This window comes from Allobosea spartocytisi (genome assembly GCF_014764685.1).
GTDB lineage: Bacteria > Pseudomonadota > Alphaproteobacteria > Rhizobiales > Beijerinckiaceae > Allobosea > Allobosea spartocytisi.
In genome coordinates this window covers 1-11893 of the sequence record NZ_JACXWY010000027.1, presented here as the reverse complement: position 1 = coordinate 11893, position 11893 = coordinate 1, and the positions used below count along the sequence as shown (strand labels likewise).

The 11893-nt window shown below is 66.5% G+C and carries 12 protein-coding genes and 1 riboswitch; of the genes, 6 read left to right on the top strand and 6 right to left on the bottom strand.

The window, feature by feature from the left end:
- Positions 1-57: 57 nt before the first annotated feature.
- From gcvPB to IED13_RS25210, 6 genes are all read right to left on the bottom strand, one after another.
- Complete coding sequence (gene gcvPB / locus IED13_RS25235) at positions 58-1632, bottom strand: aminomethyl-transferring glycine dehydrogenase subunit GcvPB (protein WP_191125820.1); 1575 nt, start codon at positions 1630-1632, stop codon at positions 58-60.
- A complete protein-coding gene (gcvPA, locus tag IED13_RS25230; protein ID WP_191125819.1) occupies positions 1632-2972 on the bottom strand; it encodes an aminomethyl-transferring glycine dehydrogenase subunit GcvPA in 1341 nt (446 codons plus the stop codon). Before gcvPA ends, gcvPB begins: the two co-directional genes overlap by 1 nt.
- A 152-nt stretch (positions 2973-3124) precedes the next feature.
- Positions 3125-3499 carry a glycine cleavage system protein GcvH gene (gcvH, locus tag IED13_RS25225; protein WP_038360938.1) on the bottom strand — a complete coding sequence of 125 codons (375 nt, stop codon included), beginning with the start codon at positions 3497-3499 and terminating at the stop codon, positions 3125-3127.
- Between the two features lie 32 nt (positions 3500-3531).
- Positions 3532-4680, bottom strand: coding sequence for a glycine cleavage system aminomethyltransferase GcvT (gene gcvT / locus IED13_RS25220; protein ID WP_038360935.1), 1149 nt, complete (start codon positions 4678-4680; stop codon positions 3532-3534).
- Between the two features lie 160 nt (positions 4681-4840).
- Positions 4841-4938: riboswitch (glycine riboswitch) on the bottom strand.
- A gap of 76 nt (positions 4939-5014) precedes the next feature.
- The gene (locus IED13_RS25215) at positions 5015-5617 is read right to left on the bottom strand and encodes a hypothetical protein (protein WP_051987687.1); all 603 of its coding nucleotides are present in this window, start codon (positions 5615-5617) and stop codon (positions 5015-5017) included.
- Positions 5614-6123: an invasion associated locus B family protein gene (locus IED13_RS25210; RefSeq protein WP_038360932.1), complete on the bottom strand. Its 510-nt coding sequence runs from the start codon at positions 6121-6123 to the stop codon at positions 5614-5616. The genes IED13_RS25215 and IED13_RS25210 overlap by 4 nt, the downstream gene beginning before the upstream one ends.
- Positions 6124-6475: 352 nt before the next feature.
- On the opposite strand from IED13_RS25210, the gene coxB reads away from it, so the two are divergent.
- From coxB to IED13_RS25180, 6 genes are all read left to right on the top strand, one after another.
- Positions 6476-7357 (top strand): cytochrome c oxidase subunit II, encoded by an 882-nt coding sequence (gene coxB, locus IED13_RS25205; protein ID WP_038360930.1) that lies wholly within the window; start codon positions 6476-6478, stop codon positions 7355-7357.
- A gap of 20 nt (positions 7358-7377) precedes the next feature.
- Positions 7378-9006, top strand: coding sequence for a cytochrome c oxidase subunit I (ctaD, locus tag IED13_RS25200; protein ID WP_191125818.1), 1629 nt, complete (start codon positions 7378-7380; stop codon positions 9004-9006).
- Positions 9007-9156: 150 nt separating this feature from the next.
- Positions 9157-10101 carry a heme o synthase gene (locus tag IED13_RS25195; protein ID WP_142020148.1) on the top strand — a complete coding sequence of 315 codons (945 nt, stop codon included), beginning with the start codon at positions 9157-9159 and terminating at the stop codon, positions 10099-10101.
- Positions 10098-10271, top strand: coding sequence for a hypothetical protein (locus IED13_RS25190; RefSeq protein ID WP_166652956.1), 174 nt, complete (start codon positions 10098-10100; stop codon positions 10269-10271). The genes IED13_RS25195 and IED13_RS25190 overlap by 4 nt, the downstream gene beginning before the upstream one ends.
- Positions 10271-10891, top strand: a complete 621-nt coding sequence (locus IED13_RS25185; protein WP_112762904.1) for a cytochrome c oxidase assembly protein — start codon at positions 10271-10273, stop codon at positions 10889-10891. The genes IED13_RS25190 and IED13_RS25185 overlap by 1 nt, the downstream gene beginning before the upstream one ends.
- A 53-nt stretch (positions 10892-10944) precedes the next feature.
- Positions 10945-11808, top strand: a complete 864-nt coding sequence (locus IED13_RS25180) for a cytochrome c oxidase subunit 3 (protein ID WP_112762905.1) — start codon at positions 10945-10947, stop codon at positions 11806-11808.
- Positions 11809-11893: the final 85 nt, after the last annotated feature.

Sequence of the window (11893 nt, the reverse complement as noted above, 5' to 3'; positions counted from 1 at the left end):
AAGAATCGGCGGGCGCCCTTCACCATGCTGACGGATATCGTCAGGGCGGGCCGCCCCTTACTCCGCCGCGGCCTTGACCGGAGCCGGCTCCGTCCATTTCAGCACCGGCGAACGGGCGGCGCGGGTCTCGTCGAGGCGGCGGATCGGGGCGTGATGCGGGGCGCTGGTGAAGCGCTCCTTGTCATTGCCCTTGGCCGCGATGGCGAGGTCGCGCAGCGTCGCGATGAAGAGGTCGAGCGCCGCCTTCGATTCCGACTCCGTCGGCTCGATCAGCATGGCACCATGGACGACGAGCGGGAAATACACCGTCATCGGATGGTAGCCCTCGTCGATCATCGCCTTGGCGAAATCGAGCGTCGAGACGCCGGTGCCCTTGAGCCATTCGTCGTCGAACAGCACCTCGTGCATCGAGGGGTGGTCCGGGAAGGGCAGCGACATCAGGTCCGCGAGGCCGGCACGGATGTAGTTCGCGTTAAGAACCGCGTCCTCCGAAGCCTGGCGCATGCCGTCCGAGCCGTGGCTCAGCATGTAGGCGAGCGCGCGGACATACATGCCCATCTGGCCGTGGAAGGCGGTCATGCGGCCGAAGGGATGGTTGCCCGCCGGCGCCTCGCCACGCGACTCGATCAGGTGCGGCTTGCCGTTCTCGACATGGATGAAGGGCACCGGCGCGAAGGGCGCCAGACGCTCGGAGAGCACGACCGGGCCGGCACCGGGACCGCCGCCGCCATGGGGCGTCGAGAAGGTCTTGTGCAGGTTGATATGCATGGCGTCGACGCCGAGATCGCCCGGACGGGCCTTGCCGACGATCGCGTTGAAATTGGCGCCGTCGCAGTAGAAATAGGCGCCGGCCTCATGCATTGCCGCGGCGATCTCGACGATCTGGGGCTCGAAGATGCCGCAGGTGTTCGGGTTGGTCAGCATGATCGCGGCGATGTCCGGCCCGAGCAGGGCCTTGACGTCCTCGACCGCGACGGTGCCGTCCGGGCGAGCGGGAACCGCCTTCACCGAGAAGCCGATCAGGGCCGCCGTCGCCGGGTTGGTGCCGTGGGCCGATTCGGGGACGAGCACGACATTGCGGGTCGCGCCCTCGCCCTTCGCCGCGATGGCGGCCTTGATCGCCATCATGCCGCAAGCCTCGCCATGAGCACCGGCCTTCGGAGAGAGGGCCACCGCCGGCATGCCGGTCAGCGTCATCAGGTAGCGGGCGAGCTCGAGCATCAGGTCGAGCGCGCCGGGCACCGTCGAGATCGGCTGCAGCGGGTGCACGTCGGAGAAGCCCGGAAGCCGCGCCACCTTCTCGTTGAGACGGGCATTGTGCTTCATCGTGCAGGAACCAAGCGGGAAGAGCCCGGTGTCGATGCCGTAGTTTTTCTGGCTGAGGCGCACATAGTGACGCATCGTCTCGGGCTCGGAGAGGCCGGGCAGGCCGATCTCGCCCTGGCGGGCATGCTTGCCCAGCCGCGACTTGAACGGCGCCGGCTTGTCGATGTCGACGCCGGTCGCCTCGCGATGGCCGATCTCGAAGATCAGCGGCTCGATCTGCTGGAGAGCCTTGTTGCCGGTGAAGGTGAGGTGCTCTTCATGCGAGGCCTCGCCGGCCTGGGTGGGACGTCCCTGACGGTTCAACATCACAGCACCTCCACGAGCGCCGCCACGAGGGCCGCCCGGTCTTCATCGGTATTCACCTCGGTCGAGGCGATGATCAGCAGGTCGTCGAGCCCAGCCTTGGGCAGGAGCCGCGAGACGGGAACGCCGGCCAGGATGCCCCTGGCGGCGAGCACCTCGACGACCTCGGCGGCCGGCTTCTTCAGCTTCACGGTGAACTCGTTGAAGAAGCTGTCGTTGAGCACCTTCACGCCTTCGACGCCCGCGAGCGCGTCGGCGAGCTTCACGGCGTTGGCGTGGTTCACCTCGGCAAGGCGCGCGAGGCCGGCCTGGCCCAGCAGCGTCATGTGGATGGTGAAGGCCAGCACGCAGAGGCCGGAATTGGTGCAGATGTTCGAGGTCGCCTTGTCCCTGCGGATATGCTGCTCGCGCGTCGAGAGCGTCAGCACGAAGCCGCGCTGGCCGGTCGAATCGACCGTCTCGCCACAGAGCCGGCCCGGCATCTGGCGGATATATTTCGACTTGGCGGCGAAGAGGCCGACATAGGGGCCGCCGAAATTCAGCGCGTTGCCGATCGACTGGCCCTCGCCGACGACGATATCGGCATCCTGCGCGCCCGGCGGCACGACGGCGCCGAGCGAGACGACCTCGGTGAAGACCGCGATCAGCAGCGCGCCATGGGCATGAGCCTTCTCGGCGATCGGCTTGAGATCGCGCAGGTTGCCGAACACGTCCGGCGACTGGACGACGACGCAGGAGGTGCTGTCGTCGATCTGGGAGAGGATGTCCTCATTGGCCGAGACGTCGGGCTTCAGCACCACGACCTCGTCATTGGCCATCTCGGAGAGGGTCTCGACGACCGCGGTGTAATGCGGGTGCAGGCCGCCGGAGAGCACCGCCTTGCGGCGCTTGGTGACGCGATGCGCCATCAGCACGGCTTCGCCGGTGCCGGTCGAGCCATCATACATCGAGGCGTTGGCGACCTCCATGCCGGTCAGCGCGGCGACCTGGGTCTGGAACTCGAAGAGATATTGCAGCGTGCCCTGCGCGATCTCGGGCTGGTAGGGCGTGTAGCTGGTCAGGAATTCCGAGCGCTGGATCAGGTGATCCACCGTCGCCGGGACATGGTGCTTGTAGGCGCCGGCGCCGACGAAGAAGGGAACGGCCGAGGCGGCGGTGTTCTTGCCGGCCATCTTGCCGAGGATGCGCTCGACCTCGAGCTCGCCCTTGGCGCGGGGCAGGTCGACCGGGGCCTTCAGCAGCTTGCCGGCCGGCACGTCGCTGAACAGCGCGTCGATGTCGGAGACGCCGATCCGTGCGAGCATGTCCTCGCGGTCGGTATCGGTAAGGGGGAGATAGCGCATGGGGTGCGTCCGTATCTTTTCGATTCAAAGCGCTCCGTCATTCCGGCCAGAGCGAGACGGAGAGCCGGAATCCATCTTAGAGCGCTGTGCCCCACGATGGATTCCGGGTCTGCGCCGCTACGCGTCTTGCCCGGAATGACGGTGGAGCGACATCAGAGCGTCTTCACGTAATTCTGGTACTCGTCCTCGCTCATCAGCGCGTCGAGCTCGGCTGCGTCCGTGAGCTTGATCTTGAGGAACCAGCCCTTGCCGGCCGGGTCCTCGTTGACGGTGCCCGGCGCGGCCTCGAGCTCGCCATTGACCTCGACGACCTCGCCGGAAACCGGGGCGTAGACTTCCGAAGCGGCCTTGACGCTCTCGACCACCGCGGCCTCGCCGCCCTTGCTCAGCGCCTTGCCGACCGTCGGCAGCTCGACGAAGACGACGTCGCCGAGCTGGGACTGGGCGTAATCGGAGATGCCGACCGTGCCGGTGTCACCCTCGATGCGGATATATTCATGGTCCTTGGTGTAGCGGGTCTCGGCCATGGTTTCCTCCTGGCGAAAATCGGGAAATCGGATCAGCGCTTGTAACCGTTGGGGACGAAGGGCATCGGCGCCACGACAGCCGGCAGCGGCTTGCCACGCACGATGAGGTTGAGCTTGGTGCCCGGCGCGGAATGGGCCTTGGCGACATAGCCCATGGCGAGCGGGCCGTTCAGCGTCGGGCCGAAGCCGCCCGAGGTCACGGTGCCGATCACCTCGCCCTCAGGCGTCGCGATCTCCGTGCCTTCGCGGGCCGGGGCGCGACCTTCCGGCAGCAAGCCGACGCGGATGCGGGACGTGCCCTCGGCCAGTTCGCGCTGGATGCGCGCGGCGCCGGGGAAGCCGCCCTCCTCGCGGCGGCGCTTCTGGATCGACCAGTTGAGCGCGGCCTCGATCGGCGAGGTCGTGGTGTCGATGTCGTGGCCGTAGAGGCACAAGCCCGCTTCGAGCCGCAGCGAATCGCGGGCACCGAGGCCGATCGGCTTGACGTTGGCATCGAGCAGCAGCGTGTCCCAGATCTCGCCGATCTTCGCCGCCGCGGCAGAAATCTCGTAACCGTCCTCGCCGGTATAGCCGGAGCGGCTGACATTGGCCTTGATGCCGGCGACCTTCATGGTGCGCGAGGTCATGAAGCCCATCTCGGCGGCTTCCGGCGCGATGGCCGCGAGCGCGGCTTCGGCGCCCGGCCCCTGCAGCGCGATCAGGCCGCGATGCTCGGCCTTGATGAGCTTCACGTTGGCCGGCAGGCGCGCCTCGATATGGGCGTAGTCGGCATCCTTGCAGGCGGCGTTGACGACGAGATAGAGCGCGCCGTCCTCATCGGGGTCGATCGAGCGCGTGATCATCAGGTCGTCGAGGATGCCGCCCTCCTCGTTGAGGAGCTGCGAGTAGCGCTGCTTGCCGGGGGCGAGATTGACGATATCGGCGGGAATCAGCGCTTCCAGCGCCTTGGCCGTGGTCTCGTGATCGGGGCCGATCAGGAAGCACTGGCCCATATGCGAGACGTCGAAGAGCCCGGCCTTGTCGCGCGTCCAGTTGTGCTCGGTCAGGATGCCCGTCGGATACTGCACCGGCATGTCATAGCCGGCGAAGGGCACCATGCGGGCGCCGAGCGCGACATGGCGCGCATGAAGCGGGGTCTTGAGCACCACGGCATCCGTGGCATCGGCGGCTTCGGCAGCCATGGCGGCCCCTTCCAGAGTCGAGCGCAAGCCCCGGACGGAACTGTCCGGAACGCGCCCCCTCTGTCTCGGAACCTGAGAGATTTCCCCGCCCCGGCCAACTCAGCCGGACAGGTTACACCCGTCGGTGGGCGGAATCGCTTCCGCCACTTTCCAGAGCGCCAACTCCCCAGCGGTCCTTTTGCCTGAGCGTTTCCGGGGCGGTTGCGCCTTCGGCGCCGGCCCTGACGGATCAGGCCCGGTCTCTCCCGCGGGGATATGCGGCTTCGGGCACAGATACAGAAGGCGCCGGCCCAGTCAATCCGGGCGGCGCCTTCTTTCACGGCAATGCCTGCCGTTATCGACGGCGATGGCGGGCCGGCGTCGCCGCGCCGCCCTGCCCCAGGCCGACGATGATCTCGACGTCGCTCTTGCCGGGCGGCACGGTGATGCCCTCCTCGACATGGGTGAAGTCGACGCCGCCCTGCCCGGACGGGATCGTCCCGCCGACGCGCGCGCCGCGACGTGCGACGACATCGGTGCCGCGCGTCACCGTCGTGGTCAGCGTGGCGCCGTAGTTGCCCGCGCCGCCGGCCGGGCCGAGCAGGATGCGGCCCTCGACGCCGACCTTGAGGCGGAAGCCGCCATTGCCGGTCGGCGTGCATTCGCGCGCGACGTTGGTGATCGAGATCTGGTAGCGCAGGCCGCTCGAATCCTGCCCGGCCTGGGCCCGGATCGCGGCGCCGCCATCGGCGACGATGACCTCCGGACAGACGACCGTCATGTCGTCCTCGTCCTTCGGCAGCTGGTCCGCCGGCGGCGGGGTGGCGGACTGGAACATCAGCATGTTGAGCGCCGTGCTGCCGGCGGAGGATGATGAGGGCGAGCCGCAGCCGGCAAGGCCCAGGCAGAGCAGCGGCAGAGCGAGCCAGCGGCTCCGGTCAAGGGTTCGATCGATCACGGCAAAGCCTCCACGCCAGGGCCGAAGCCGTTGAGCGAAACGGGCACGCCCACCCCCTCCTCCGGCGTCTGGAATACGATGAATGTCGCGCTCTTGCCGCTCTTGAGCTGGCCGAGCAGCGTATCGTCCATGACGACCTCGGCGACGCAGCCGGTGGTCAGGCAGCGCACGAAGCCGGCGCGGCCGATGTCCTTGTCGTCGATCTTGAGGCCGAGCCCCGAGGGCAGCAGCACGCCGAGCGGAGCGACGACGCGCAGGAGCCGGCTCTTCTGGTCGGCCGTCTTCAGCACGATGACGAGGAGCGTGAGATTCGGGCGATCCTCGGCGGCGACGTTCTGGACGAGCGCGCATTGCTCGGCCTTGGCGCCGGGCGGCACCTCGCAGCGCATCTGCCAGTCGCCATGTGTCGAGCGCACCGTACCCTGCGCATAAGCGGGACCGGCGGCGAGGCCGGCCGCCATGAGCGCCAGCACCAGCGCACCAAGCGCCCCCAGGATCCTCTTCATCCCTGCCATCCTTCCAAATCGCATCTTGCGACACAAACCACAGCAGGAACGCAGGATTCGGGCGAAAGCCCGGCCGCGCCACGAAATCCCACCGCCATCAACATAAAACGCGTTCGGACCATGCAGGCCCGGTCCTGTCAAGGCGGACCGCGCCCCGATGCCGCACTTCAAACCCCACCTCGCGTGCTTATGCCGCACGACATGAGGCGCAGCCGGCATTGTCCCTCTGGCGCAAGCGTGATCTTTGATTTATCGCAATCCCGAAGAGCAGGGCGACCTCACGGTCGCCCCTTCGTGCATGGACCCGAGCTCCGGCTCCCATGCAGGTCGATTGAGGAGCTATGTCGGACCGATGCGATTTCTGAGCAGGACCCTTGCAACCGCCGCACTCGCGGCCCTTGCAGCCATCGCGCTGGCGACCGTCCCGGCCTTCGCCGGCACCGGCATGCCCACTCCCTGGCAGATGAATCTGCAGGGCGCGGCGACCCCCGTCTCGGATTACATCCACTGGTTCCACGACTGGCTGAACATCATCATCTTCGTGGTCACGCTCTTCGTGCTCGCGCTGCTGGTCTATGTGATCTTCCGCTTCAACGAGAAGGCCAACCCGGTCCCCTCCAAGACCACGCATAACGCCTTGCTCGAAGTGGCCTGGACGGTGATCCCGGTCCTGATCCTGGTCGTGATCGCCATCCCCTCCTTCCGCCTGCTCAAGCTGCAGCTCGAGGTGCCGAAGGCCGACATGACCATCAAGGTCACCGGCAAGCAGTGGTACTGGTCCTATGAATACGCGCAGGACAACGCCGCCGCCTTCGGCTTCGATTCGCTGATGCTCGACGAGAAGCAGCGCGCCGAGGCGATCGCCTCCAAGAAGATCGCCGCCGACGAGGCGCCCCGCCTGCTCGCCGTCGACAACGAGGCGGTCGTCCCGGTCGGCAAGATCGTCCGGGTCCAGGTCACCGGTGCCGACGTCATCCACAAATTCACGGTGCCGTCCTTCGGCATCAAGATCGACGCCATCCCCGGCCGCCTGAACGAGACCTGGTTCATGGCCGAGCGCGAGGGCATCTATTACGGCCAGTGCTCGTTCATCTGCGGCCAGAACCACTCCTACATGCCGATCGCCTTCCGCGTCGTCAGCCAGGAGCGCTATGCCGCCTGGCTGACGGAGGCGAAGCAGAAATTCGCCAATGCCGAAGATGCGGGCCGCAAGCTCGCCGCGGCCTCGAAGTAATTCGCCGAGGAGACTAGACCATGGCAACCGCGGCACCGCACGCTCACGACCACGAACACGACGCAGCCCATGACCACCCGACCGGGTGGCGGCGCTGGCTTCTGTCCACCAACCACAAGGACATCGGGACCCTCTACCTGATCTTCTCGATCATTGCGGGCCTGGTCGGCGGCTTCCTGTCGATCATGATGCGCATCGAGCTCATGTATCCGGGCCTGCAGATCTTCTCGAGCGGCCAGACCTACAACGTCTTCGTCACCGGCCACGGCCTGATCATGATCTTCTTCATGGTCATGCCCGCCGTCATCGGCGGCTTCGGCAACTGGTTCGTGCCGCTGATGATCGGCGCGCCGGACATGGCCTTCCCGCGCATGAACAACATCTCGTTCTGGCTGACGGTGGCCGGCTTCGTGCTGCTCGTCATCTCGCTCTTCGTGCCCGGCGCGCCCGGCGCCAACGGCGTCGGCACGGGCTGGACGATCTATCCGCCGTTCTCGACGGCGGGCCATCCCGGGCCGTCGGTCGATTTCGGCATCCTGTCGCTGCACCTGGCGGGCGCGGCCTCGATCCTGGGCGCGATCAACTTCATCACCACGATCCTGAACATGCGCGCGCCCGGCATGACCATGCACAAGATGCCGCTGTTCGCCTGGGGCGTGCTGGTCACCGCCTTCCTGCTGCTGCTGGCGCTGCCGGTGCTCGCCGGCGCGATCACCATGCTGCTGACCGACCGCAACTTCGGCACCACCTTCTATGACCCGGCCGGCGGCGGCGACCCGATCCTGTACCAGCACCTGTTCTGGTTCTTCGGTCACCCCGAAGTCTACATCATGATCCTGCCGGCCTTCGGCATCGTCAGCCACATCATCTCGACCTTCTCGAAGAAGCCGATCTTCGGCTATCTCGGCATGGCCTACGCGATGGTCGCGATCGGCGTCGTCGGCTTCATCGTGTGGGCGCACCACATGTACACCGCCGGCCTTTCGCTCAACACGCAGCGCTATTTCGTGTTCGCGACGATGGTCATCGCGGTGCCGACCGGCATCAAGATCTTCTCCTGGATCGCGACGATGTGGGGCGGTTCGATCCGCTTCACCGCGCCGATGGTCTGGGCGATCGGCTTCATCTTCCTGTTCACCGTCGGCGGCGTCACCGGCGTGGTGCTGGCCAATGCCGGCGTCGATCGCTCGCTGCATGCGACCTATTACGTCGTGGCCCACTTCCACTACGTGCTGTCGCTCGGCGCCGTGTTCGGCATCTTCGCGGGCTTCTACTACTGGTTCCCGAAGATGAGCGGCTACATCATGCCGGACTGGATCGGCCGCCTGCACTTCTGGATCGCCTTCATCGGCGCGAACCTGCTGTTCTTCCCGCAGCACTTCCTCGGGCTCGCCGGCATGCCGCGTCATTATGTGGACTATCCGGACGCCTTCGCCGGCTGGCATTTCTGGTCGTCGATCGGCTCCTACATCTTCGCGGCTGGCCTCCTTGTCTGGCTCTACGGCATCGTGGTCGCGTTCAGCCGCAAGGAACTCGCCGGCAACAATCCGTGGGGCGAAGGCGCGACGACGCTGGAGTGGACGCTGTCCTCGCCGCCGCCCTTCCACCAGTTCGAGACGCTGCCGCGCATCACCGGCTCGGACCATTGAGACGACCGGCGGCGGACCCCAGGGTCCGCCGCCGCCCTTCCCCCGAGCGCCTCCCGAGAGGCGTTCCGGAGACGGGCGACCGCAAACCGCTCGCAATGCCCCGGCCCCCTGAACGGTGCCGATCCAAAGAGTACGAAGACGATCAGATCGATGTCCGCCGCGTTTGAAACCCACACCGAAGGCACCATCGCCTCCACCGGCGAGGCGCGCGATTTCTTCGCGCTGCTGAAGCCGCGGGTGATGTCGCTCGTCGTGGTGACGGCGCTGACCGGCATGGCGACGGCGCCCGGCACGGTGCACCCGGTGCTGGCGCTGGCGGCGCTGCTGGCGATCGCGGTCGGGGCCGGCGCCTCGGGCTGCCTCAACATGTGGTACGACGCCGATATCGACACGCTGATGAGCCGCACGGCCAAGCGCCCGATCCCGTCAGGCCGGATCCTGCCCTCCGAGGCGCTCGCCTTCGGGCTGACCCTCTCGGTCGGCTCCGTGCTGGTGCTCGGGCTCGTCGCCAACCTGCTCGCGGCGGCGATGCTGGCCTTCACCATCTTCTTCTATGCCGTCGTCTATTCGATGTGGCTGAAGCGCTGGACGCCGCAGAACATCGTCATCGGCGGTGCCGCCGGCGCCTTCCCGCCGATGATCGGCGAGGCGGTCGTGACCGGCCAGTTCGGCTGGCACTCGCTGGTGCTGTTCGCGATCATCTTCCTGTGGACGCCGCCGCATTTCTGGGCGCTGGCGCTGGTCAAATCCGCCGATTACGCGCGCGCCGGCATCCCGATGATGCCGAATGTCGCCGGCCCGGCCGCGACGCGCCGGCAGATCGTGCTCTATTCGCTGGTCATGGCGCCGGTCGCGGTGCTGCCCGCGCTGATGGGCTTCGGCGGGCTGATCTATCTCGTGGTTTCGGTCACGACCGGGCTCGCGATGATCTGGCTTTCGATCCAGGTCTGGCGCCGCACCGAGGGACAAGCCGCGATCAAGGCCTGCTGGTCGCTGTTCGGCTTCTCGATCCTCTATCTGTTCCTGCTCTTCGCGGTGCTGCTCGTCGAGAACGTCTTCGGCCTGATGTGGACGCTGCCGAAGGTGATCGGATGAGCGAGAATCACAACCGAAAGGTCGCGCCGGCGCCCTTCTCTCCGGAGGACATGGCGCGCCGTCGGCGTCGGAACCTGGCGCTCGCGCTGGTTCTGGCCGGGCTGGTGGTCTTCTTCTTCGTGGTGACGCTGGTGAAGACCGGCCCGGCCATCATGAACCGGCCGCTGTGATGACGAAGCCCTCCGACAGCCGCGTGGCGACGCATTCCGCGAAATCGACCCGCACGGCGCTGATCTGCGTCGGCGTCGCCTTCGGCATGCTCGGCATGTCCTTCGCGGCCGTGCCGCTCTACGACCTGTTCTGCAAGGTCACCGGCTTCGGCGGCACGCCGCAGATCGGCACCGCCGCGACCGGCAAGGTGCTGGACCGCTTCATCTCCGTGCGTTTCGACGCGAATGTCGCGCCCGGCCTCGGCTGGAAGTTCGAGGCCGAGAGCCCCGAGATCAGCGCGCAGGTCGGCATCACCCAGACGGTGTTCTACAAGGTCACGAATCGCTCCGACCGCACGGTGACGGGCATAGCGACCTACAATGTCACGCCCGAGCAGAGCGCGGCCTATTTCGTGAAGATCCAGTGCTTCTGCTTCACCGAGCATACGCTGAAGCCGGGCGAGAGCTTCGAGGCGCCGGTGGTGTTCTACATCGACCCGGAAATCGCGCAGAATCGCGATCTCGACGGCATCAAGGCCATCACCCTTTCCTACACCTACTTCGCCTCCAAGGCAGGGCAGCCGGTCGCCGAGGACCAGGCCGGCACCGCCAAGGGTGACGCGAAGAATCCGAAACTGTAAAAGCGCGCTCACAGAGAGCGCGGACAAGAAGTCGCACGCGGAGACCGAATACGATGGCCGGGGCCCATACGAAGCACCACGATTACCACCTCGTCGATCCGAGCCCGTGGCCGCTCATCGGCGCGACCAGCGCGACCATCATGGCGATCGGCGCCGTGATGTGGATGAAGGCCCTGCCGGTCGGCGGCCTGCATATCGGCCCGCTGGTCTTCGGCGTCGGCATGCTCGGCGTGCTCTACACCATGCTGTCCTGGTGGATGGACGTGATCCGCGAGGCGGAGAAGGAAGGCCATCACACCCGCGTGGTGCAGCTCCATCACCGCTACGGCATGATCATGTTCATCGCCTCCGAGGTGATGTTCTTCGTCGCCTGGTTCTGGGCCTATTTCGACGCGAGCCTGTTCTCCTACGAGCAGATCAATTTCCTGCGCCACGACTTCACCGGCGGCGTCTGGCCGCCGAAGGGCATCGAGACCTTCGATCCCTGGCATCTGCCGCTGCTCAACACGCTGATCCTGCTGACCTCCGGCACCACCGTGACCTGGGCGCACTACGCCCTGATCAACAATGACCGGGCCGGCCTGAAGCAGGGCCTGTGGCTGACCGTGATCCTCGGCCTGCTGTTCACGCTGTGCCAGGCCTACGAATATTCGCATGCGGCCTTCGCCTTCAGCGGCAACATCTACGGCGCCACCTTCTTCATGGCGACCGGCTTCCACGGCGCGCATGTCATCATCGGCACGATCTTCCTGGCGGTGTGCCTCTACCGGGCCTATCTTGGCCACTTCAAGCCGGAGCAGCATCTCGGCTTCGAGTTCGCCGCCTGGTACTGGCACTTCGTCGACGTGGTCTGGCTGTTCCTGTTCGTCTCGATCTATGTCTGGGGCGCTGGCGCACAGACCGCTGCCGGGCACTGACCGGCTGCCGCGCGCCCGGCGGTCGCGCTGACAGAAGGCGGCCGCGAGGCCGCCTTTTTCGTTCAGGAGGCATCAATGGCCGAAC